This is a genomic window from Paraburkholderia sp. BR10882, assembly GCF_040948855.1.
Taxonomy (GTDB): domain Bacteria; phylum Pseudomonadota; class Gammaproteobacteria; order Burkholderiales; family Burkholderiaceae; genus Paraburkholderia; species Paraburkholderia nodosa_A.
Map to the genome: position 1 here is coordinate 17,944 of NZ_JBFPKP010000037.1, position 22,897 is coordinate 40,840.

At 57.0% G+C, this 22,897-nt stretch carries 24 protein-coding genes and 2 pseudogenes; 7 read left to right on the plus strand and 19 right to left on the minus strand.

Annotation, left to right across the window (positions count from 1 at the left end; genetic code table 11):
* Window positions 1-227: 227 nt before the first annotated feature.
* The 17 genes from AB3X99_RS39655 to AB3X99_RS39735 form a co-directional block, all read right to left on the minus strand.
* On the minus strand, window positions 228-1,394 hold the full coding sequence (locus AB3X99_RS39655) for an IpaC/SipC family type III secretion system effector (RefSeq protein WP_368661914.1): 1,167 nt from the start codon (window positions 1,392-1,394) through the stop codon (window positions 228-230).
* Window positions 1,395-1,425: 31 nt separating this feature from the next.
* Window positions 1,426-2,508 carry an IS630 family transposase gene (locus AB3X99_RS39660; protein WP_368661915.1) on the minus strand — a complete coding sequence of 361 codons (1,083 nt, stop codon included), beginning with the start codon at window positions 2,506-2,508 and terminating at the stop codon, window positions 1,426-1,428.
* A gap of 218 nt (window positions 2,509-2,726) precedes the next feature.
* Window positions 2,727-3,833 (minus strand): IS5 family transposase, encoded by a 1,107-nt coding sequence (locus tag AB3X99_RS39665; RefSeq protein ID WP_368661916.1) that lies wholly within the window; start codon window positions 3,831-3,833, stop codon window positions 2,727-2,729.
* A gap of 89 nt (window positions 3,834-3,922) precedes the next feature.
* Window positions 3,923-5,719, minus strand: coding sequence for a type III secretion system translocon subunit SctE (sctE, locus tag AB3X99_RS39670; RefSeq protein ID WP_368661917.1), 1,797 nt, complete (start codon window positions 5,717-5,719; stop codon window positions 3,923-3,925).
* Window positions 5,716-6,264, minus strand: a complete 549-nt coding sequence (gene sicA / locus AB3X99_RS39675) for a type III secretion system translocator chaperone SicA (protein WP_368661938.1) — start codon at window positions 6,262-6,264, stop codon at window positions 5,716-5,718. The genes sctE and sicA overlap by 4 nt, the downstream gene beginning before the upstream one ends.
* A 138-nt stretch (window positions 6,265-6,402) precedes the next feature.
* Entirely contained in the window at window positions 6,403-7,539 is a 1,137-nt protein-coding gene (locus AB3X99_RS39680; protein ID WP_368661918.1) for an EscU/YscU/HrcU family type III secretion system export apparatus switch protein, read from the minus strand.
* Between the two features lie 3 nt (window positions 7,540-7,542).
* On the minus strand, window positions 7,543-8,304 hold the full coding sequence (sctT, locus tag AB3X99_RS39685; RefSeq protein ID WP_368661919.1) for a type III secretion system export apparatus subunit SctT: 762 nt from the start codon (window positions 8,302-8,304) through the stop codon (window positions 7,543-7,545).
* A 29-nt stretch (window positions 8,305-8,333) separates the two neighbouring features.
* Window positions 8,334-8,588: a type III secretion system export apparatus subunit SctS gene (sctS, locus tag AB3X99_RS39690; RefSeq protein WP_368661920.1), complete on the minus strand. Its 255-nt coding sequence runs from the start codon at window positions 8,586-8,588 to the stop codon at window positions 8,334-8,336.
* Between the two features lie 38 nt (window positions 8,589-8,626).
* A complete protein-coding gene (locus AB3X99_RS39695; protein ID WP_368661921.1) occupies window positions 8,627-9,313 on the minus strand; it encodes an EscR/YscR/HrcR family type III secretion system export apparatus protein in 687 nt (228 codons plus the stop codon).
* Window positions 9,303-10,262, minus strand: coding sequence for a FliM/FliN family flagellar motor switch protein (locus AB3X99_RS39700; RefSeq protein ID WP_368661922.1), 960 nt, complete (start codon window positions 10,260-10,262; stop codon window positions 9,303-9,305). The genes AB3X99_RS39695 and AB3X99_RS39700 overlap by 11 nt, the downstream gene beginning before the upstream one ends.
* Complete coding sequence (locus AB3X99_RS39705) at window positions 10,259-11,050, minus strand: hypothetical protein (protein ID WP_368661923.1); 792 nt, start codon at window positions 11,048-11,050, stop codon at window positions 10,259-10,261. The genes AB3X99_RS39700 and AB3X99_RS39705 overlap by 4 nt, the downstream gene beginning before the upstream one ends.
* Window positions 11,028-11,492 (minus strand): hypothetical protein, encoded by a 465-nt coding sequence (locus AB3X99_RS39710; protein ID WP_368661924.1) that lies wholly within the window; start codon window positions 11,490-11,492, stop codon window positions 11,028-11,030. The genes AB3X99_RS39705 and AB3X99_RS39710 overlap by 23 nt, the downstream gene beginning before the upstream one ends.
* A complete protein-coding gene (sctN, locus tag AB3X99_RS39715) occupies window positions 11,476-12,783 on the minus strand; it encodes a type III secretion system ATPase SctN (RefSeq protein WP_368661925.1) in 1,308 nt (435 codons plus the stop codon). Before sctN ends, AB3X99_RS39710 begins: the two co-directional genes overlap by 17 nt.
* 34 nt (window positions 12,784-12,817) lie before the next feature.
* Window positions 12,818-13,099 carry a hypothetical protein gene (locus AB3X99_RS39720; protein WP_368661926.1) on the minus strand — a complete coding sequence of 94 codons (282 nt, stop codon included), beginning with the start codon at window positions 13,097-13,099 and terminating at the stop codon, window positions 12,818-12,820.
* Window positions 13,096-14,211 carry a type III secretion system gatekeeper subunit SctW gene (gene sctW / locus AB3X99_RS39725; protein ID WP_368661927.1) on the minus strand — a complete coding sequence of 372 codons (1,116 nt, stop codon included), beginning with the start codon at window positions 14,209-14,211 and terminating at the stop codon, window positions 13,096-13,098. The genes AB3X99_RS39720 and sctW overlap by 4 nt, the downstream gene beginning before the upstream one ends.
* Window positions 14,211-16,220 carry a type III secretion system outer membrane ring subunit SctC gene (sctC, locus tag AB3X99_RS39730; RefSeq protein WP_368661928.1) on the minus strand — a complete coding sequence of 670 codons (2,010 nt, stop codon included), beginning with the start codon at window positions 16,218-16,220 and terminating at the stop codon, window positions 14,211-14,213. The genes sctW and sctC overlap by 1 nt, the downstream gene beginning before the upstream one ends.
* A gap of 11 nt (window positions 16,221-16,231) precedes the next feature.
* A complete protein-coding gene (locus AB3X99_RS39735; protein ID WP_368661929.1) occupies window positions 16,232-16,858 on the minus strand; it encodes a helix-turn-helix domain-containing protein in 627 nt (208 codons plus the stop codon).
* Window positions 16,859-17,406: 548 nt separating this feature from the next.
* Here AB3X99_RS39735 and AB3X99_RS39740 point away from each other — a divergent pair.
* Window positions 17,407-17,664: a type III secretion system needle complex protein gene (locus tag AB3X99_RS39740; RefSeq protein ID WP_368661930.1), complete on the plus strand. Its 258-nt coding sequence runs from the start codon at window positions 17,407-17,409 to the stop codon at window positions 17,662-17,664.
* Window positions 17,665-17,820: 156 nt separating this feature from the next.
* Here AB3X99_RS39740 and AB3X99_RS39745 read toward each other — a convergent pair.
* Window positions 17,821-18,795, minus strand: a pseudogene (locus tag AB3X99_RS39745) (IS5 family transposase).
* A gap of 93 nt (window positions 18,796-18,888) precedes the next feature.
* Between AB3X99_RS39745 and sctI the strand changes: the two are divergent.
* Genes sctI through AB3X99_RS39770 form a run of 5 tightly spaced genes read left to right on the plus strand, consistent with a single transcriptional unit; the run spans window position 18,889 to window position 21,591 of the window.
* Window positions 18,889-19,197: a type III secretion system inner rod subunit SctI gene (gene sctI, locus AB3X99_RS39750; protein ID WP_368661931.1), complete on the plus strand. Its 309-nt coding sequence runs from the start codon at window positions 18,889-18,891 to the stop codon at window positions 19,195-19,197.
* Window positions 19,194-20,003, plus strand: a complete 810-nt coding sequence (sctJ, locus tag AB3X99_RS39755) for a type III secretion system inner membrane ring lipoprotein SctJ (RefSeq protein ID WP_368661932.1) — start codon at window positions 19,194-19,196, stop codon at window positions 20,001-20,003. Before sctI ends, sctJ begins: the two co-directional genes overlap by 4 nt.
* Entirely contained in the window at window positions 20,000-20,638 is a 639-nt protein-coding gene (locus AB3X99_RS39760; protein WP_368661933.1) for a type III secretion apparatus protein OrgA/MxiK, read from the plus strand. The genes sctJ and AB3X99_RS39760 overlap by 4 nt, the downstream gene beginning before the upstream one ends.
* Entirely contained in the window at window positions 20,625-21,407 is a 783-nt protein-coding gene (locus AB3X99_RS39765; protein WP_368661934.1) for an HrpE/YscL family type III secretion apparatus protein, read from the plus strand. Before AB3X99_RS39760 ends, AB3X99_RS39765 begins: the two co-directional genes overlap by 14 nt.
* A gap of 1 nt (window position 21,408) precedes the next feature.
* Window positions 21,409-21,591: a hypothetical protein gene (locus AB3X99_RS39770; RefSeq protein WP_368661935.1), complete on the plus strand. Its 183-nt coding sequence runs from the start codon at window positions 21,409-21,411 to the stop codon at window positions 21,589-21,591.
* Window positions 21,592-21,814: 223 nt separating this feature from the next.
* Here the strand turns inward: AB3X99_RS39770 and AB3X99_RS39775 are convergent, their stop codons facing one another.
* On the minus strand, window positions 21,815-22,156 hold the full coding sequence (locus AB3X99_RS39775; protein WP_368661936.1) for a hypothetical protein: 342 nt from the start codon (window positions 22,154-22,156) through the stop codon (window positions 21,815-21,817).
* Window positions 22,157-22,567: 411 nt separating this feature from the next.
* Between AB3X99_RS39775 and AB3X99_RS39780 the strand changes: the two are divergent.
* A pseudogene (locus AB3X99_RS39780) lies at window positions 22,568-22,771 on the plus strand (phage integrase family protein); the annotation flags it as partial.
* Window positions 22,772-22,897 lie beyond the last annotated feature (126 nt).

Consider the following 22,897-nt stretch of genomic DNA (forward strand, 5'->3'; position numbering starts at 1 on the left):
GCGCCCACCGCTCGTGCTCATACCGTCGATTGGCAAACTTGAATTGCAGCGCGCACGGCGGTGATTCTGCAGCTCGCGATCGCCATCTCAATCCGAAATGTGTGCACCTTCCATGCACACGGTCAAAAGAAAGCTTGCTGCCTTCCTTCGCTGCTTGCATGGGCCGTAAATCCCCTTTTTACGTATGCTGGCGGGCTGGCTACGTCGCGGCTGCAAGTCCGGCTCCCTCAGACCTTTATGGCTGACGCTACCTGGCTTGCGACTGTGGCGTTATCATTCGCCGTATTCATCGCGATCTCGAGGATCTTCTGCGTCATGTCTTGCATAGTTTGAGCGTTCTGGCGATGGGCATCAGAGACCGATTTCGCGACCGTCTCGTCATTGTCGGCGAATTTTTGCAGCGCAAGCTGATTGTGCACCATCGTACCGGTCACTCCATCGACCATGGTTTTTAAAACTCCGGCCGTCGCATCCAACACCGTTCCCTGCACACGCAAACGATCCCCCATCAGTTCGTTCGTCTGGTGGTTAATCCCGTGCATGTCGATACGGCATTCTCGCTCCGCGCGCTCTTGAGAAAGGACACTTGCGTATTCATCGTGAAGTTTCGTGCCCCCCTCGCCGCGGAGTATCGACGACTGCTCACGATCAAATCGCCGCAGCTCGGCCTGCGGCTTGAGCTCATTCTCGATCGAATCGGCCTTGATTTTCAGACCGGAAAACTGCCGTTGAGCACCCATTCCAACCAGCCCGCATTGCAGTACGCTGCCGGCGATGGCTCCGCGCAGCATCTCCATGCCTTGCGCTTTCGTGGCCTGCGCACTAGCCTCTGCGGCCGCGCGCATCTTAACCGCCATCTTGCCCTCCAGTTCTGTCTCGGCCCTCTTCGACATCTGCAGCGCATTCGCGACATCAATCATGGTCAGGAACGCCGTCTCAACGGCACTCTCGCCAAAGAGCGAGCCAACGCCGCAGAGCGAGCCCGTCGTGCCCGTTTCTCGCGATTCGTGCTTTACTGCGCCGTCCAACGGGAGTGATGTCAACTGCATAATCTTTGCCATGACGCCAGTCATACACGGGATGTTGCTCAGTTTGTGGCAATCTCCCATTTCCCGTTTGAGGCGTTCTACGATACGCGTCTGGAACTGCGGCGCATCGACCTGTACGCTCGGTTTCGAAAGTTTTACTGCATCGCCAGACGAGTCGGATGGAAGACTTTCTGTGTTCCACAATGCAGCGGGCTGCATCAAACCTCCATCGGCTGCTGTGCGGAATCGCGCCGCACTATGCTGGCTCTCGAGCATCACTACGGCGCCCGGGTCCTTCTGCAACAGTGCTGCGCGGTCCCGATCGTAGATTCCGTTGGGTTCATACTGCAAACTCGTGGTTCCCATGTGTTTCGCTCTATCGAAATAAGTATTTAGTCTAGTGTTCTGTCCCAGAAATAACTTTGCATAGCCGAGCCACTTTCTGGAGAATTGAATCGGCGGTCGCGGTCCATACGAACGGCCGGCCGTGTTGGTTGTACTGCTCGATATATCGCTCGATGCTGGTGATGAGTTGACGCACGTTCTTGAACGACCCTCGACGGATCGCCTGCTGTGTAATCAGGCCAAACCAGCGTTCAACCTGATTCAGCCAGCTTGAGTAAGTCGGCGTGAAGTGCATGTGGTAGCGCGTATGCCTGGCCAGCCACGCCCTGACCTTCGGATGCTTGTGTGTTGCATAGTTGTCGACGATCAGATGCACATCGAGATCGGCAGGCACTGCCTGGTCCACATGCCTGAGAAACGCCAGGAATTCCTGATGTCTGTGGCGCGGCTTACATTGCGCAATAACTTCACCCGTTGCCGTATTGAGCGCGGCGAACAGAGTGGTAGTGCCATGCCGGACGTAATCATGCGTTACCCCCTCGAGATAGCCCAGCCCCATCGGCAACATCGGCTGCGTACGCTCCAGCGCCTGGCACTGGCTCTTCTCGTCGACGCACAGCACCAGGGCATTGGTCGGCGGGCTCAGGTACAGCCCGACAATGTCGCGCACCTTCTCCACGAAGTAGGGATCATTAGACAGTTTGAAGCTTTTTGACCGATGAGGCTGTACACCGAACAACGACAGATATCGGGCCACCGAACTCTTCGAAATCCCTGTCTGCGCAGAAGCGGACCGCACGCTCCAATGCGTTGCCCCATCCGGCTTCTCATGCAGTATCCTCGCCAGGAGTTCCGCTACCGCTTCATCGTCATGCGTGCGAGGCCGGCCTGGACGGGCTTCATCATGCAGACCGGCAAGTCCATGGGCAACAAACCGCTTCTTCCAGTGCGTAATTGCCGGCGGTGTCACCTCGCACTGCGTTGCAATTTCTTGACTCGTATGACCGTCAGCGGCCATCAAAACAATCTTTGCACGGCGGACCAGAGAATGAGGCAGCGAACGCGAGCGGCTCATTGACAGCAATTGTTCTCGCTCCAGTTCCGACACGACAACCTCGATTCCTTTACGTCCCATGATCGCCTCCAACACGCCGTGAATTCGATCATAGAACAATCTGAATTTACGTAAAGTTATTTATGGGACAGGATACTAGCAGGCTGTTGAAATACACTTCGCTGATACGCGGCCCATCGTTCCAACGAGCCGCCGCGCGAGGTTGGTCCATGTCGATTTGATGCCGGATGTCCTTAACTCAGGTGGAACCAATGTCATCTTCTCACCGAATTTCGCTCCTACGCTGCTTTAGTGGCGAGCGTGCGCATGCGAGTCAAGTTGTAGGCCGCCTGAGTCAACAGGAAGAGTTGGTCAACCCGCTGCAGCCCTCGATACATCACCTGCCGAATCCTGCCGACCGTCTTGCTCCAGCCAAAGACCTGCTCGATGCATTTGCGCTTGCGCTGACTGATGGCGTAGCCGGGCCAGCGCGTTGTACGTCCGTCAATGGCCGAGCCGCCCGCACGGCCATCGTTTTGCGCCACATGCGGCGTCACGCCATTTGCGCGGCACGTTGCCACAAAGCCAGCCGTGTCGTAGTTTTTGTCAGCGCCGACCGTAATCGATGCATCGGCAAACTGCGCAGCGTCCACAAGCATCTCGGCCGCTGTGTCTCGCTCGGCTGTGCCGTTGGCCTGCGTTACCTGCGCGTTCACAACGAGGCCATGCCGGTTATCGGTCAGCACGTGCCCCATATAGCAAAGCATCGCGCCCGTGCCACGACTCTTGCGAAACAGCCGCGCCTGACTGTCCGTGCTGGACTCATGCGTGTCGTTGCTGCGCTTCTCGCCATGCCAGTTCTCGTGGGGGCCAGCACCTCCGTCAGGCGGCGTATCGTCGTCCGACTTTGCCTTGGGCACAAAGCTCTTGTGTCCTGCCCAGGCCTGAATGAGCGTGCCATCGACACTGAAATGCTCGCCCGAGAGGTAGTCACGCACGCGTGCCGTCTCGACCGTGTCGTTGAACAGGCTAACAATGACGTCGTGAACCAGCAGTCGGTCGCGGTTCTTGCTGAAGGTGGAGTGATCCCACACCGCATCGTCCATCGCCAGACCAACAAACCAGCGAAAGAGCATGTTGTAGGAGATTTGCTCCATCAGCATGCGTTCGCTGCGAATCGAATACAGCACTTGCAGCAGCAGCGCCCGAATCAGCTTCTCCGGCGCGATGCTCGGGCGACCGCCTTTCGCGTCGCTCTCGTACATACGCGAAAAGACCGTATCCATGCGTGCAAGCGCATCGTTCAACCACAGCCGAATCGGCCGCAACGGGTGATTGACTGGAACGAAGTCATCCAGCTTGGACATCGTGAACATCGACTCGGTATAGCCGTCCGCTCCGCGCATCGCTTCAGTCTCAGTGTTGTCCGAATCTTTGTTTCAACGTTTACCCCTCCCGCCCGGATGACGTATGCGGGAGGTATTTCAACAGCCTGCTAGACTGCGCGGGCGTTCCGCAGAATGACCACGCCATTCAGCATTTCCGCTTCGACCGTGTCAGAGATATTGTGGAAAATCTCGCTCAAGGTTCGGTTGTGCTGCGCGAATGCTTCCACTGCCCGATTCAACGCATCGTCGATGATCTTAAGATCGGAAAGGGCCTCCTTCACGGCGGCCAACGTAGTCTTGGCGCGTCGCTCATCGAGCCCTACCACGATGTTGCCTGCTGCCTGTACCAATTCGCATCCCATGTACAGACCGACCACGCTGCGATGGAGTCGAATCCCACCCAGCTTCTCCAGAGCGTTGTCGACAGTCCTTGTCACCATGCGGCCGAGCCTGGAGTCCATTAACCTCGCAAGCTGACTGGAGAGCAATCGGGTCACGCTCGAGACCGCCCCCCTGGCAAGCAAGCAGGAGGCGACCACCGCTGCAAGGACCGCGATGCTGGCCAGTACCGCCCCGACGATCGCGCCGGCCGTCTGCGCCTTATCGCTTTCGACGCCACACGATTCCAGTGCGCGCGTGATTGCTTCCTCGATAGAGCTTATGATCGGCTTGAGGACTCTTTCCATGACCGGATTCACAAGCTCGCCGGTGAACGACGAGCCCGTCGTGGCCACTTTGACCTCGTCCGCCACCGCGAGCGAAAGACCCACTGCCGCCAGAGCGAGACTCCCACCGGACGTGAACGGCACCGCGACAACGGAAACCACGATGGCCACCCAACCGAGGATTTCGCCTACGCGGCCCATCACTTTTTGCATTATCTCTGCCTTTTTGACCTGCTTCGCGTATTCCACTGACTTCTTTTGTAACTGCTCCAAACGACGCGCCTGCATTTCCTGGAAGAATCTTTCATTTGCGGTGAGCTCTGCAAGGTTACCCTTCGCAATAAGCCCTACCAGCTCGGCAAAAATCGCGGTGAGCGCGGCCGCCCCGCGCAATGGCGGCGCGGCGGGGGCGATATGGGAGAATGAGCTTGATTCAAATACAGTCTGAGCATTGGTTATCGCCGAATCGACGGTACTCTCTGCGTCGGCCGCGCTATTCGACGCGTCCACGGCCTGCTGCTTCACCGCTTCTGCCTTTCTCGCTGCGGCGAGCGCGGCGTTGTCCGCTTGCTTCGCTACATCGCAGGCCTTCTTCCACTCAACCTTCAACCTGTCCAACTCCTCTCGCGGAACATGATTATTCCCGGCTTGATCGAACCGCTCTTTGGTCCCCTCGGCGTCCTTGTCCGCTTCATCGGCCTCACTTCTGCACCTTTCAGCAATGTCGGCGGCGTCCGTGGCCGCAGTCACGGCGTCGGCCGCGTCCTGAACCGCGCGCTCGTATGCATGACTTGCGTTTTCAAGCTGTTCCTTCGCCGCATCGCTGCGCGCCTGCCACGACTCCGCGTTGCTTTTCAGCATTTCCGGACTGCCACGCTCAATCAATTTCATGAGGTCGGAAACGATCTGCGTTAAACGGACAGCATCATCGAATCGCTGGACATCATTGCCGCGTTGCCCCCCACTGCCGTAACTATTGACTCCGTTAGACGACTCCATCCTCAGCGCAGCCGGTGCGGCAAGCTGCGGCATGTCGTCACGTCGGTCAAAGCGACCAGATAACTCGCTATTGTTTCGCTCGGAAGCTATCTGCGAGAGCCTTGCGAGAAACTGCTCCTGCGCCTTCGCGACAACATCTACATACCTCTCAGATGCCATCGTTCCGAGACCGCTGATAGCCTCTCGAAACGGATGCTCCTGACAACCATCGGCAGTGGCTTTACTCTTGACTGCGATCATGACGTTTCGCCTTTATTGCAATCAAGGGTGATGGTGGTCGACACCTCCTTCTGCGCGCCAACGCGGACTTCGTCCAAGCCACTCAGATATGAGGCGGCGCGCTCCTTTAAACGCGCATCGCTCGATCGCTCGACTACGGCGCTAAAGCAGCGACGCGCCAATCCGGCTTTCCCCGCCATCAGGTGACATTCACCCGTATGGAAGATCGGCCGGTAATCCTCTTTGGAAAGTGAGAACGCGAGCGCATAAAGATCGACCGCTTTCGCGTAGTTCTTTTTGAGCTGGAATACCGCCGCCAGCCCAAGTGCGTATTCGGCATTATAAAAATCATAGATGCAAAGGAAACGAAAGAATGTTTCAGCATCGTCGAGCCTTCCCTGCTGATAGAACTGATAGGCAAATGCGTAAATTCCATCCATCAAATCTTTCGAAACACCCTGCAAATCCTTTAGTGAGGCGCCACTTTGCACTGCCGCAATCACCGCTGCATCAATGCGCTCGATTTCGGCATCGCCGAGCGCTGCGGAATTCGTGCTCGCATCCATAGCGGTTTGGATCATGCTGTGGACTTCCCTGAGTAATAAAACGTAGGTTCAGCGCCATCTCGATTGCACCCGGAGGACGGATATGAAGATACGCCATTATCTCTCGGATGTATTTCAAAAATCGTCTATAGCTGCTTGTCAATCAGATTTACTGTAAACTGGACGGACGGATTCGTCGATCGCTTCGCCCTCCTCGTTCATGATCAAATCCTCTCCATCCGTAGCATCGGTGGAAAACTCGATCGCGCGGTTCGCCGCTTCCACGTCCTTCAACCAGCTAAGCACTCGCATGACAGCTTCGAAATCTTTTCCACTCACGAAGCCATGTATCCGCGAATTCTGGTAAACCGAGCGCGCTAGCGCTACATCACGCACGACGGGCACGCCGAGGCTTTCCGCGTACCGGATTGCCGCGAGCGCACGTGCGTTCGCCTCACGAACCGACACAAACGGGAGCATCACAATGTTCGGATCCATGTAGATCCCGATCGCGACATGAGTTGGATTTGCGAGCAACAGGCTGGACTGCTCAATTGCCGCCTTGACGGCCTCTGACAGCAATTCCATATGAAGCCAACGGCGTTTCGACTTGACCTCAGGATTGCCTTGATCTTCCCTATACTCCCGCTTGACTTCGTGGACCTCCATTTTCAGCTCCTTCAGGTAGAGAAAATAGTCCATACGCAGATTGAGCAGCAGCACTGGGATTGAGAAAAGCAGAAAAAATAGAATGAGCCGCTGCGTCAGCGTGATCCAGATATGTGCGATGGCGAAAGCGTCGGCAGCAGACGCCAGAAGCAACTCTCGACGACTGTCGTGTATAAAAATGCACACCGTGACAACGCATACCGCAACGTATAGCAACGCCTTCACGACCTCTTTCACCGTACGCAAGTTGAACAGCATCTCGAAGCCCTTCACCGGTGAAATCGCAGAAAGATCGAACTTAACCGCTTCCAAAGCAAGAGTAAAACGGCTTTGCACGAGACTCGTCAGGACACTCGCCGTTGCACAAACCATAACGAACGGAGCAACCACGCGCAGAAATACCAGGGTCCATCCTCGCATGTATGTTTGCGGATCCGGCATCGAACCGCTCGTGGTCACGCTGGCGAGCGCAACCCGTACGAGACTGAAGTCGATCGCTGAAGTTAGGCTCGTGGCGCCGACTACGAGCATGATCGCCACCACGATGTCCTTTGATTTGAGCGTCCGTCCCTTCTTTGCCTCATCGCGCATCTTTTTAAAGGTAGGTTTTTCCGTTTTCTCGGTCATAGTTCAATACACCAAACTTGAAAAACGGTCCAGATGGAAAGGCACCGTCGAAACGAACAGGCCCACCTGCAGGAAATGCAGATGGAACACGAGGAACGCCACAATACTCTTGACGCCAAGCGACAATGAAAATGCGTTGACATGTGGGCAGAATCGTGAGAACAAGCCGAGGATCACGTCGGAGAGGAACACGGAAAGTAGCGCAGGCGTCGCGAGTGCGGCGCCCTTTCCCACGAGGTTTGACAACAGCGAGCCAAAATGCCAGATATTCACGTGTGGCGTCGCGCCTGCAGGGAGATATAGGTAGCTTTCGAAAATTGCCTTGACGATAAATAGCATCCCACCTTGTTGTAGAAAGAGAGCTGCATAAAACAGGCTGAGAAAGGGAGCAAGTATTGATGACGCTACCCCCGTAGCCGGATCGATCGAGTCGCTGATCGTGGCGCCGCGCTGATTGTCGACCAGCTCACCGACGGTAATGGCGACCCAGAATGGCAACGAAAGCGTGACGCCAAGCACGAGCCCCGCCGTCACCTCATGCACTGCCAGCCAAAGCATAGCCGTACTGCTTTCCCACAGCGGATGACCGACCGCATGCCAGAGTCCACCGACCACGAAGAAGATGATCGTGTTCTTGAGAACAGTGCTGACGATCACCCTGTCGTTGAGAAACGGCAGGAGATAGAAGACCGGTGCTACGCGCGCATACCCGATCGCCAGCGCCCCGATTTCCCGGTAGAGCAGTTGCTGAGTGAGCACCGTCACTTACCCTCAAACTTGTATCACGAACACCGTCATTTAAGAGCAATCGAGATCATCTCGACGCTGAACGCCGTCAATTTTCCTCCAATCCATTGAGACATGAGCAGAAGGCAGCCGAACACCGCGAGCATCTTCAAGCCGAATGGCAGTGTTTGTTCCTGTAGCTGTGTGACCGTCTGGAAGAGACCGACCACGAGGCCCACGGCCGTGGCTACTGCGATTGGCGCCACGCTTATCAAAATGACGAGAAGAATGGCCTTATCACCGGCGTATCCGAGTTCACCCATAGCGCTCCCTTTTTGCGGCTCCGCCAACACTGATCGCGTTAATTCATCAATTGCAGGTACTGCATCACCAGGTCCTTGCAGACGTGTGTCCACCCGTCAATCGCAACAAACAGGATGAGCTTTATGGGCACAGAAATCGACACGGGGCTCATCATCATCATGCCAAGCGCGAGAAGCACGCTCGAGACCACCATATCGACGACCACGAATGGCAGATAGAGATAGAATCCGACGCGAAACGCGCTCTTGATTTCAGTAAGTGCGTACGCAGGCATCAGCGCAAAGAACGAGTTCTCGGACAGGTCATCAGCGGCGTACGCTGTATCGCGACCATCCCCGTCTTTCTTGCTTCGCAGGCGGCCCGTTTGAGCACTCTCGAAGAATTTGACAAGCTCTGGATCAGAATAGCGCTGTAGGTACTGCTTGTAGTCACCCAGACCATTTTCGAGGAAATCATCGAGCGACTGGCGATCCATCACGTCGACCCTGTGGTCCTGCAGAAAAAAATAGGCTTTCTCGGCCACAGGCGTCATTACGAACAGCGACATGATCAGCGCGATACTGTTTAGAACGAGGTTTGAAGGTACCTGCTGAATACCCAGTGCATTGCGAACGAGCACGAGCACGATAGAAAACTTGAGGTAGCACGAACCCGAAGCGAGGATAAATGGTAGCATCGCCGCTACGGTCAGTATAACAATGAGAGATAGCTCGTTATTCGCCACGGGATGGCTCCGGCGAAGCGCAGAGCAGCGTCCTGATCTCGACAGCCAACTGCTCACCTACCCGCACCAGCTCGCCGGTAGCAAAAAGGTGGTTGTTTGCGCGCATCGCAATTTGCGTGACGGCGCTTGATCTCAACGGGATCACGGCGCCTGGATGGAGCCGCGCGATATCCGCAACCGCCATTGTGCGCTCGTCCAGCGTGAAATCGACGCGAACCCGCAATGCATCGACCGAAAATGGCTTTGCATCGGTTCCGCCAACGGCAATGTTAACCGATTCGATATCCGTAACCTCTAACGGTTCAAGACTTTCCTTCAACACGATGTCCACTCCTTCATAGTTGAAACCAGCGAGCAGCTCGCCTCCTGCAAAGAACCGGTTGCTTTCACATTGGACAATCAGAACGTCCCCCACATTGATTCTGTGCAGAAGGTTCAACGGAACGTATGTCGCGCCGATGCAAAAACGCACACTGAGCGGTAACGCATTGACGTGTGCAGCCGAATGCGACGCGAGCTCGGGCGGGGGGTATGGAAAGTTTCGAAAGAGCGCTTTGGCACGCCCCCCGTCCTCAAGGCACAGTAACGTCTGTACCGGCAGCGCGTCCCGGACCACGCCCGTTAGGCGCACCTCGGACCAGTCGCCCTCAGGCCCGAAAAGCACCTCAGTCAGCTCTGTGCTGCCGAACAGCTCAAGCAGATAGCGCTCGTCAACCGCACACCACGCGAGTTGATCGAGTCCCGGATAGTGCCTCCGCGCGAGCGTGAGGAGGTCAACCCATCCGTCGTACTGGTGGCCGTTATAGGTGGCTCGCAGCGACGCGTAGCCAAGCGGTGGCGCCTCCTTGCGCAAAGCGGCAGCTCGGCCGGAGGACTGCAACGCTCGCATGCTCAGGTAGAGCTGCAGGTCGTCCTTGCACAATATTCGGAGGTTCAGAGGCTGACTCATTGCTCGTCCGCCTCTTGCTGCTGGACTGGCCATAGCGGGCGTTTGTCCTGACTGTCAAGCTGTTTGCGCTCAAACCGCAGCGTCCACTCAGACGGAAGGGCATCGGCATGATGCTGCATCGTGTCCGTCACGCGGGCGTGCTTCGTGGCAGCCGCCACGACAAATTCAGCGCCCTTCCGCTCAAACCGAAGATCGACGGCCGGCTGTCCATGCCAGCTCTTGAACCTATAGTGCAACGAAAAACCCCCTGTCGGGTGGATACAGTCAGTGGCAAATACCATACCGACGGCGTTAGCGCGAGCCGTCCGCGACGCCCCACGATCGGTTTCACACGACGGCTCTTTGACGTAAACAGGCAATGGGGGACTATTGGCCGTGAGAACCGGCGCTAGTTCACCCGCAGCGCTACCTGCGGCGGACTTTGAGCTAGCCACCGCGCTTCGTTCACTCCATTGCTGCGTGGGTGGAATAAATAGATTGCCATGTCGTGGATCGGGGGTCTTCTTTTTTTTTCTCGATGCACCGATTTCCCACAAATCCGCGAAGTCATCGTCGAGTCGCATATTGCGATGAGTCTTCTGGTACGTCGAGGCGCCACTTACTCCACGTGCGGCCTGCAAAGTGAGTTCGGCGCCCCACGGGGTAGCGATGGCGCAGCCGTCATGGATCGTATTGTCGTGAATTTTTTGATATGCCGCGGCGTATGCGTCACTCACTGGCTGCGACGGGCACTCAGATCGAGAAGGTTCGGCGACGGTGCAGCTGTCATTTATAGAATTGATTGGCACGATGTCTTCCTTCCTGGAGTTCTGCGTCGACGGCCGACTGAAGACGCAGGTCTTCCTGTAGGCGCTTTCGCTGGATCCATTCACTATGTTTGCATTTACGCTGCTCAAGCATCACCACCGCTTGCATACTCGCCCGCAAATGCTGATCAATCCGCTCGCGGTGTTCGATGAGAGAGGCTTCCTGCAACATACTGCAAGCAATTTCGAACTTGATGACCGCTTGCTTGCCTCGTGCGCGCATAAGTCCGCCGCGGTCATATCGCACGCTGCCCGCGTGCTTTGAAATATCCTGTCGAAGCCGGCTGATCTGGTCACGTACATTAACCAGCTTGCTGTCGATGTCTGCGAGCGCGTCGCGCTGTCGTTGCATCGCGATGTTCAGGCGGCACCGTCGGCTCTGCAGCAAGCCGACAATCTTTTTTGCTTCAACCGAGTGTTTCATCTAGTTGCTCCAGCGTTTTTTGGAAAGCGGATGGTTCTCCGAGAGGCTGCTGAAGAAAAGCGTCGAGCGCCGGACGCTTGTCGATGGCATCATCGATTTCCTTGTTTTCGCCTCGGCGGTACTCGCCTAGGTCCAGAAAGATCTGTATCTCATCGAGGCGGGCGAGATGCCGACGAAACTGCGTGGCCAACTGACGATGGGCTGTATCCGCGACTTCGTCGAACAGCCGGCTCGCACTTTTGAGCACGTCGACAGCCGGAAAATGCCCCCTTTCGGACAGCTTCCTGCTCAGATAAATATGACCGTCGATGAGGGAGCGGATCTCATCGCCGATCGGATCAGGCTCCTCCTCATTCTCGAGCAATATGGTGTAAAACGCGGTGATGCTGCCCGTCGCGGTCTGCCCCGGCCGCTCCAGCAAGCGCGGCATCCCCTCGAAAACCGAGACCGGGTAACCGCGCCGCACCGGTGCCTCTCCGGTGGCCAGGGCCATGTCACGCATCGCGCGCGCGTAGCGTGTCACTGAATCCAGAAACAGCATTACTTCCTTGCCAATATCACGGAAGTACTCGGCGATCGTTGTTGCAAGTAGAGCCGCGTTACACCGGTCCACGGACGAGCAATCTGACGTCGCGTAGACTATGATCGTCTTGTTGGCTCGTCGGGAGGCTTTGATTACCTCTACGAATTCGGAGACCTCCCGACCACGCTCGCCGATCAACGCGATTACATAAATCTCGGCTGCCGAATGATCGATCAGCATTTTCATCAACGAAGTTTTGCCGCAGCCTGCGGATGCGAAAATGCCGACCCGCTGCCCAACGCCACAAGTGAGTAGCCCGTCAATCACACGAATGCCGGTTTCCAGCGGTCGCGCAATCGGCCTGCGGTCCAGGTAGTTGGGCGGCGGCATGTCGACATCCATCCTGCGCATTGACCCGAGCGTCATGTTGACCTCATCCGAACGGAAAACGTCGGTGCACTGCCCGGCCGAATCTATGACGGTACCAAGCATCCGTGGCGATAGGTCAATAGAAAGACGCCCGCCGGTCGGCACGATCACCGCCCGACGCGACAGCCCTGTGGTCCTGCCAAGCGTGCTTAGAATCGCCGCGTCACGATTGAAGCCCACTACTTGTGCGCGGCCAACTAAGTCGTCGCACTCGCTTGAGGAGTGGATCAGGCAAAGCTCACCAATCGACACACCTGGCAGGGGAGCCTCGATAATGTGACCCTTCATGCTGCGTAGATGGGCACGCCGCTCGAACAGATCCAACAGGTTACTGTGCATTGTTACCGCTCCGGTATCTAACAGCGTAGAAGCCCTAATCGAGCATCGCTCGAAAAGTGTGCATCCGCTCCGACACCCATCCCCGCACTGTCGTTTGCGAGCGCAAGCTGTCGGTGGTGGCCGGCGAAGATTTTGGCTCCACGCCGCGATATGTAGCCGAACAAATTTCCTGCCGGTCGGGACCGCTGCTTATGGAGAAGCGAGCAGCGCGCTTAGCCACCAGCCCGCCGTAGCCGCCCGCTCCGTTTAGGTGCGGCTTGAAAAGTAATCCATAAACTTGAAGCTGTTGGCAGAACTTCATCCAGAGGATGTTCAATGATGGCGGTTGGTCCTGTCGCGAAGCGCTCGCCTGCGCTCCGATCTGTACAATTTGTCGTTCATAGTCCGCATGTTCGCGATCAAAGCATGGCGAGCACCGACCGCCGAGTAAAGGCCGATCGGGATACTGGCGAAACCGCGCAAGATAACCTGCATTAGTCGCGAGCGCGATGTTGGATCGAGCCGCACAATGACCGGGCCAAGAGCATTGAGCAAGACGCACTCAATTTCAAGCGGGTGCTTCAAGCCCTCGAGCAGCAGTTGCAGCGCACATTCCTCCGTTACAAGCCGGTCGCGAGAATGGGCGTCGTCAATGACCTTATCGACGAAAAGCTTGTCTGCGGACGAAAGCATGCGCACGTTGCGCACCGTCGCGATCAGCGGACCGAACTCGGCGGGACAACCATAGCTTGGATCAAGCGACTGCATATCGTAGGCCAGCGCCGCACTCACATATTCGATAATCCACTTCCGCTTACCCGCTCCAAACTGTTCGATCCAATCCTCGTAGACGACCAGGTAGCTGCCCTGGAAGTCAAGGAACTGGCGATAGAGGCTTCGCAGTTGCGCAGGATCGAGCTCTATACGGTTGCCGAACACCTTCGCCTTCATTGCTACGTTGATGCCCGCCCTAATTTCCTTGTGATCGCCACCACGCACTATTTCGCCGACGGCCTTCTCGATAATATGAACATTGTCGCGGCTAAGCGTTTTGCCGTGACGAAGCTCACGTAACGCGAGCAGAAGATCGCTGTCGTCACGAAAACGCCCCCGCGCTTCGCGAATCAGCGTGGTTACGCTCACCCTACCGTGCCTGACCATCTGCGCGAGCTCATCCAGTTTTTCATCGACGTCCGAGTCCAAAATACGCATAAAGTCTTCGCTACGGCGAGCCTTGCGCTCGTATACACGCTGGCGCCCGAACTTAGCCATCATCTCGCCGGCGTTGTCCGTGACTTCGGAGACCACGGAGTTGATGTCCGGTGTCGCCGTCATCGCGATGCGCTCCGGGCCACCATTGCTTGGGCGTTCCGCGCCGAACCGCGAGTGCAATTCCCGCGACGGGCGAGGTGCGCGTGAGGACGATGACCCACCAATGAGCGTGACCATCACTGCTTCTCCAAGTAGGGTTGCAGAAGGTGCACGGTGTCGCGCAGCGGTTGATTCCCGGACACATCGCCCGGCTCCCAGCTTTGACCGTCGTTCCATCCCACACCATGGGCAAGCGGCTTTGGCTGAATCAGGAATACACGCACAACTTGCTCGTGCCGCTCGGTATGGCCGCGGAAGAGCGCGCCGATCAGTGGAATGGAAGCGAGGCCTGGAATGCGATAATCTTCACGATCGACGTTCTCGCGTGTGTTCCCTCCGATGAGCAAGCTCATCTCACCCGGCACGCGGGCCACCGTGTTGATCCTCGTTCTACTCACGAGCGGCAGCGTGGTATTTGAGTCGCTCGACTGCGAATCCGCGTTTCCGTCCTCTACATTGATATCCAGCTCGACCTGCGAGCCGTCTTTCGTCAGGCGGGGTAGCACGTCGATCATCGTACCGAAGGTCACGTGACTGAGCTGGGCCGTGCGCTCGCCGATCAGTTTCGCGTAAAACGTCTGGTTACTGTCGAATGTCGCCTTCACGTTCTCCTGCGTAAGCAATACCGGCCGGGAAACGACCGTCGCATCACCCTTTTGGCTCAGACCCGCCACAGAGGCGAGAAAGTGTGCGCCGTCGAGCGTGGTAAAGTTTCTTGATTCGTTCAGGTCGATGGAAAAATTGCCTCCTTGGACCTTGCCCTGCCAATTCAAGCCGAGCTCGTTCAGGCAGCTCTTCTTGATGTCGATGATCCATAGGGATAGTTCAATCTGGCGCTTTGGCATATCCAGCGAATCGATGAGCATCTCCATGTCGACTACCTTGTCCATCGGTCCAGCCAACACGATGCTGTTGGTGCCCGGATACGCCACGGCCCGCACGCCGTCCGTCGCGCTGACCGCCATGCTGGGCGGAGGGCTCAGCGCAGCAAGCGGCGGAACCGAGGGTTGTGGAGAACTCAAATCGGGAGCAGGCAACGCAGCACTCATCGAAAACGGCACATCCCCCTTTGGATTGACGTTGGTGTTCGCATTTGCTAATGCAGCACTTCGCGTCGTCGTTGCAGTCGGCAGCTCGGCGGCACTTGACGCAAGGCGGGAATTGCCGCCGTCCCCGTAAATCTGCGTCAGGACAGTAGCAATCCCGGGAATATCCACGTGGCGGTCCCTCAGATCGTAAGTGCGGTCTTCGACAAAGCCGTTCTGTAAGCGGACGACCTTGACGACTTGTTTCTCCGTCCCGTTGTTCAAGTGCGGCTGATCGAGGTACTTGGCCGCCGCCGTCACCAGGTTGACGTAGATCGGTGCGCCGGTTACATAAAATGTGCCGCCCAGATCGGCCCCCCGGATCGGAAAGCGCGGATCATAGAGATCCGTCGCACGCGCGAAGGCACGAAGGCTCTGTACCGTCGCGCGCTCCATCGACACCATGGCATTTTTTATCTCAGAACTGTCATAGAGGTAGATCGCGGAGCCGTCGTCGTACCAAAGAAGTGCCATGCGGTCGCTCAGTTGCCGTAGTAGCGCGCGCGGGTGCGCCAAGTCGAACTCTCCCGTGACGCGCTTTTTGCGCACTTTCTCGCTCGCGACGATCGGCCGGTTCATCTGACCAGACAGCGCGTTTAGCAATGTGCCGCTGCTGACGTCGTTGGCTATGAACTTCGACTCGTGGTCGCTTCTATCAGCGCCGGGAGAATCGCCGCTCTGCGCGCTACGTGTTTCGAGGGGTGCAGGTTGCAAGTTGTCCATTGCAACGGGCGGCGTCCGCGCGCGGGAGGTCGATTCTTCCCGGAGCAGTGGCCGCAACCCGGCAGCATCAGCCACAGTGGACTGTGTCGCCGCGATGCCGTCAGCCGTGGAGTGCCCCATGGCACCCTCGCCAGGAGGCGATGACCGTGGCACTGCTGCGCCCGCAGAAACCGCTTCTTCTCCGTATCTGACAAGCGCCTCTGGCATCGCGTGTGCAGCTCGCATCGAGAGCACCGACGCCACCAGGATAGCCGACCACTTTGCCGCAAGGTCATTCATCGTGACATTCCTCATGGACTACGCCTGACCTGGCGGGGTGAAAAACCAAACAGGTTCCTGATTTCTCTCGAAAAATGGGACGACGACGAAAAACCGTGCCTCGTCGCGAGGTCCGTCAAACTCTCGCTGCCCCCCACTACATCTAGCACGGCCATCGCCGCGCGCCATCTCCTCAATTCAAGTTTGAGACCATTTCCCAATGCCTGTCGGCAGAGCCGCCTGAAATGTGACTCGGAGACGCCGTATCGCTGGCTCAACGCGGCAATTGACGTAATGCCGACACTCTCATCGAGTAAAAAACGGACCAGCCCGTATGTTTCCTGCGCGCGGAGAAAATCGAACAACGGTACGGCTCGCGCATCCCACCTGACGGCCTGCCTGATCAGCCACGCTTCGAAGTTCCATACGGTCAGGTTACCGGGGGTCTCAATAATCACCGCCTGCTTCCGGCGTTGTCGCCCAGACGGAACGTTTTCACGGTTCCGCTCCAGAAAGACAAGAAGTTTCGCTGCATCGCAAAGGGAAATCTTGTGAAAACTCCATGGGTTCTCTGCCGATACGGCCTTTACGCCCTCGTTGGTGGCAAGCAAAATCGTTTTCCCCGTAGCGATGGTCAAATGGTTGCGCGTTTCGTCCATTACCACCTCCACCGACGTACGCTCGCTCATTGGCTTCAGCAACCAGATAGACGAGCCCGACAGCAACTTGCATTCGCCAGGTGAAGCTATGGAAGACTCAGGCGTCGCAAATCCACTAGCCACCGTGCAACCCTAGATATGTGAAACGACGTAGTTAGACAAGACCAATGTCCACGCCAGTTCATCATATTCTTCGGCGCGCCTTGGTCAATGAATAAAGTAAAAAAATCAAATATCCTTAAGAAGGAAATGATGAAACAGTCACAAACGACATACACCTATGCCAGAACTAAATAAAATCTAAATTTTATTTTTCATGACATAAAATCGCGTGGACAGCTGCTACACTGAACTTAGGCTAATCCCCACGCTGTCGAAATACAGTGCGGCAGCTTTGAATGGATCGACAAAATCACTGGGGGTCCATATAGATGGGCGAAATCGAACCTGATGATCAGGCATATCGTCTTCGGATATGAAGCGCAAGGCATCGATCCTAGTCAATCACGTTTCCTGACCTTTCCTCAACATCTGACTGGAGACCGACAATGACCGGCTATATCCCCGGCACAAACTATTCTGGCCATATCGAAGACGTCAGCGCCGGCTTCGACACCGGCATTGCCGACCTCGGCGATCAGTTGAAGACCGCCATGACGAATTTACAGCAGCACCCGTCCGATCCGTCATACCTAACGCAGTACCAGGCCGTACTGTCTGAATATAACCTGTACCGTAGTGCGCAGAGCAGCGCGGTGAAGGCCATCAAGGATATTGACTCAGCCATCATCGCCAACTACCGCTGACATGTACAGCCAAGCGGTTAAGGCAACGCTGAACAAGCCGTTGTATTCATCGGTTCGGGCGCAAACAGAGGCAGAGTCATCGTGAGTGAAGCTTTCCGCCTGCATTTCCTGCCCACCAAGGCGTTGCGCACGGGCCTGCGGCCCGCTGTTCGCCCATTACGGGCGTACCTGTGCCATCAATCGCCTGCGCGAGAGATAAACGTTGGTCAATGCCAGCGCGACGAAGGCGCGATTGGCGTTCTTCGCCAGACCGCGATAGCGCGCCTTCGTGAAGCCCCACAGGCGCTTGACGACCGCAAACACGTGCTCAACCCGAGCCCGGATCTTCGACTTGTTGCGATTCTTGCCGCGCGCTACCTCGTCAACTTCGCCCGCGCGGCGCGTACGTTGATTGGTGAAGTCGCTTGCCTTGGGGACCTTGCCGCGGATCAGCGCTTTCTGGCTCGCATAGGCGCTATCTCCATAGACGCGTTGCTCCTGCCCATGCAGGAATTTTGGCAGCGGATGCTTGTCATGGACGTTCGCCGGCGTGACCACCGCGCTATGTGCCAGGCCGCTTTGACTGTCGACCCCGATGTGCAACTTCATGCCGAAATGCCACTGCTTGCCTTTGCGCGCCTGATGCATTTCGGGGTCGCGCGCCTGCTATTTGTTCTTGGTCGAACTGGGGGCGGCGATCAGCGTCGCGTCCACGATGGTGCCGCTGGCAAGCCTTATGCCGCTGGCTTGCAACACCCGCCCCACCTCGGTGAACAGTCGTTCACCCAGCTGGTGCTTCTCAAGCAGGTGCCGGAATTTGAGCAGCGTTGTCGAATCCGGTACGGCTTCGCAGCCCAAATCAATGCCCACAAAGCGACGCAGGCTGGTGCTGTCATACAGGGCCCCTTCGCTAGCGAAGTCGGCCAGATTGAACCAGTGCTGCACGAAGTGAATCCGCAGCATGCGTTCCAAACCAATCGGCGGGCGAACGTTGCCGCGTTTCGGGTAATACGGTTCGGCTACCGCGCACAGTTCGGTCCACGGAACGATCGTGTTCATCGTGTCAAGAAACTCGTCGCGCCGCGTGCGTTTGCATCGGGTCTCGGACCCCGCACCTTGATCCGCTGCCATCGCGAGCGCCTGCTGCTTCATTGTCTTTTGCCTTTCTCGTTGGTTGCGCGCTCTATAACGCGTGACGCGCACAAGCGGTGGACTTAATCAGCATTGCCTTAAATCGCCCAACCCATGAACATCACCCACGTGCAAGCAGCATCCAGGATGCGAACTCTCAGTGAAATTGAAGCTGTGGGGGAACCCCAGCCTCTCGGCGAACTCGTGGCAAATGCACTCGTCGATGCAAACCGTAAGGCGGGTACTGATAGCGCCCGGATCGACGACCGTATCGCCGATTTTCGAACCTTCAGCGATCCAAAGCAGCTATTCGCGCTGCAAACCGACCTTTCCAACTACAACATATACGTATCCTTGGTCAGTACCCTCACACGCAAGGCGATATCTGCCGTAGAAACACTCATAAAGGCGCAAACGTCATGAGCTACCCGGTAGCTGTAAAGGTGTTGCCGATATTGCTTATTCTGTCGGGCTGCTATCAACCGAAGCTGCTTGCAGGACTGTCCGAGCAGCAAGCGAACGAAATAGTCGCTGTTCTTCAAGCGCATAACCTATCTGCAGATAAGCAAGATCAGGGTAAAACGAAGTTCGCCGTCGCCGTCAGGCAGGCGGATTTTCCAGTAGCCGTCGAGCTGCTGCAAAAATTCGACCTGCCTACGCCGCCGCGGGTCGAAGTGGCTCATGCGTTTCCGGCCGACACGTTCGTCGGATCTCCCATGGCAGAGCAATCCCGGCTGCTGTCGGCTGTCGAACAGCGGCTCGAGCAGAACCTCACTGCCATGAACAACGTCGCGCGCGCGCGCGTTCAGATTAGCTATCCGCTAAAATCAAGCGACGAGGACGGCAAGGGTGAACGTCCCATGCACGTCGCCGTGCTGCTCACCTATCGCAACGCGGTAAACCGGGACTTGCTCGTGAGCGAAGTGAAACGCTTCATCAAGAACAGCTTCCTTAATATCGAATACGACAGCATCTCCGTCATTCTCTGCGAGGCACCGTCCATATCCGGCATGATGATCTCCCAGCCCGCAACGGGCCGCGACGACTCATGGCTCTATGCGCTACCGGGGATCCCTGCCGTCATTGGGGCAGTGAGCGGTGGGCTGATCCTGCTTCTGCGTAGGCGCCGTCAAGCTTCGCATGCGTCAGAGCCCGACTCGGACGTCCCAGCACCGCAAGTCAGTGATATGGAGTCGACGCCGGCAAACAAGGCGTCGGCTCCTTTATGACAGCGGGCACCGCGAAGCCGCCGGCAGCGGCGCCGTCAAGCAATGTGGAAGGTCGCGAGGTCATGGCCGTGAATCGCTCCGCGCTGATGGGTATCATGTATGGTCCGTACGACTATATAGACCCCGATCGTCGTCGTGCAACTGGGGGCGCACTAGGTCAACTGCCGCGCAGCATCGCGAACCAGTTTCTGATCGAACGCAACGCGCTGGACACGCGCATCGATTTCACGCTCCCAGACGATCCATATTTGCATCTCTGCATAACGCATTGGTCCCGTCTGCCGCGCATCTGCTTTCTCATGGGAGTTCGGCGTCTGCGAGCGACGCTTGTCGAACAACGACGATATCTGCACCTCGATCCGATAGCGCAACGTTTTGCGTCTGTGCCGGTAGCCGTCGAAGCGGCTATATCGGAGGATCTTGGACCGGACGACAGCAATGTCCTCGCCGCCGGAATGGCCACGATGTCTAGTGCGCTGCGATGCTTGCCGAAGCCACTTCTACCTCGCCTGGCGCTGCTCTTTCCGCAGGCATTCGAGCTCGAGCTTGGGAAGCAGATCGAACGCAACGTAGAGTCGGCCAGCATTTGGAACCCTTCACTGTTCATTTTTGCGGTGCGCTATGCCCTTCTCTAGCCTACATCGCTATCCTGACACCATCGCCGCCGAGGCCGGTGTGCTGATCAAGCGCAAGCCACTCACGCAGGCGGCCCGCGCCGAAGCCTTGATGCGGGAGGCGAAGCACCGCGCGCAGGAACTCGTGCACTCGGCCCTTGATGAGGCCGAGGCTTGCCGCCAGCAAGCAGCCCGCGATGGCCACACCGCCGGATTCTTGATGATGAGCGAGCAACTCGCCGACTACGTCGCACGCTCCACGCACCTGCAAGTGGCGTTGCGAGAACAAGTCATACGCGAAGTGCGCGCGTCACTGCAGCAATTTATCGGCGAGCCGGAGTTCCTCCAGAGGCTTGCCGAGGCATTCGCGAACGGCAAGCGCGGCTGCGTCGATATGCCTGTACGCGTCTTCGTGCCCAACCACGCGAAGCGAATCGCATCAAGCGTGCGCGAGCGCCTTGCCCGTAGCCATCCGAACGTGGAGGTGTCGTGCCGCGATATTGATGCCTTTACCATCGAGTGGGGCGAGGAGATCATGCGGTTCAACTCCTTCGAGGTGGCGCAGCGGCTGAGCGCGGCCGCGCTAGCGTCATGCGTGTCAGCGGCCGATGCGATGAACCACACTGCACTCGCACGCAAAGTGCTGAGCAACGCTTTGGGTCGGCTCAGTTCCAATGGCGCCGACGATATGGCACATAGCGGTACACACGAGGACAAATTCGATGATCCAGAACATCACGTCCGCGATAGACCTTCAACTCTTGCAGCAGAAAAACAAGATGGAGGCTGACTTGGCGTCGACCGACTTGCCCGCCACGGTGGGCCTCGACTACAACGAGGCCAACGTGCGACAAGCGCTCGAGACATTCGGGGTCCAACAATTGAAGGACGCGATCTTGCAAGAAGCACTCTTTCCAGATCCCGACGATCCGAGTGCGTCACCGTCGCTCGATCCGGTCGTCGACAACTGGTGAGCGGTCACCCGAATCGACGGTATGTCATCGCTAACTCCGCTAACCCTGATCCAGGGAATTTGGCCTGTGTTTCAGGATGCCGAGCTCAACTGCCGATGTCGGCGAACGTCACCGGTCGGCGAGGTTGACGGTTGTGGCACGCTGTATGCCGGCAGCGTTGAAGCCCGTTGGCTAGCGCCTCGCGGCTCCCATATTCGCATATCCATCTGCGCGCCGCTGTCTATCAATTCCACGTTCTGCGACGTATTTCAACCAATGTGGCATGTAGAAGACCTTGCGCTTCCTCTGCTGACTCCACGCCAAACATGGCGGTACCGAACGTGCCGTTATTGTGCAAAAATAGAACATGTGCCTTAGCTGATTTACCTCTCTTGAAACGTGTTACGAGTCCTCGGTATTGCCTCAGTGACGCGCCGCAGGAAAACAACGCTTCGTTCGGCCTCCATTTATCGACATGACCACCCCACCAGCGGGTCTCGGTATGATCGATAAGTGCTACCAGCAGTCGACGATTTAGTTTTGTTTGCTGCGCCTTCGCAAATGCATCTTCGAAAGTAACTGTCATGTGCTTCTCCGAAATTCTGAGGGATGCGCGGCAAACCGCTTCAGCAACTCCTTCTCGATGCCGACGGCATGGCGCGTCTTCCCATTGCAGACCCGACAGTTTCCGTCGCTATACATGCATTTTTACTATTCGCAAAATAATTTAGCATGTCTGTGGAAAAAATTGACATAAAAAGATTTCCCCGATGGTTCTCGTGTTACGGCTTTTGAATCTATGGCCGCCTCCGTTTTTGCAACCCTGGGCTTTGACTTCGTGGTTGGCTTGCCTAAATCTATCTGGCGTCGCTATGGAGATTGCTCTCCGCGCCACGATGAGAATCGCGCCCTGACAAACCCTAAAATGTCCGCGGCTTCGAGAGCCATTTCAAAAACCAGGTTTCTTGCCAGGCCGCTGTGCCGTTCACGTCATTCCGTCTTCGAGCACACGACGACGGAACGGCACGACCGCGCGAGCACCGTCGAACGTGCGATCAGGACGCTGCAATCGCTACCGCCACCTCAGCCGCAAGTGACAGACGATGTCGCGCTGTGGCTCGCCCCGCGCACCGTGAGCGCACTGTACGCCCACGGCATCCGAACGCTTGCGGACCTGACCGTACGCATTCCACGCCGGCGGGCTCTGGTGCAAATAGGGCCGGCGAATGGGTTAGAGTTGTCGGAAGAAGACGAACCGAGGAGCCACGATGAGCAAGCTGAAGAGTCCGGAGAAGTTGTTCGGCGGACGCCATTTTGATCGGGAGAT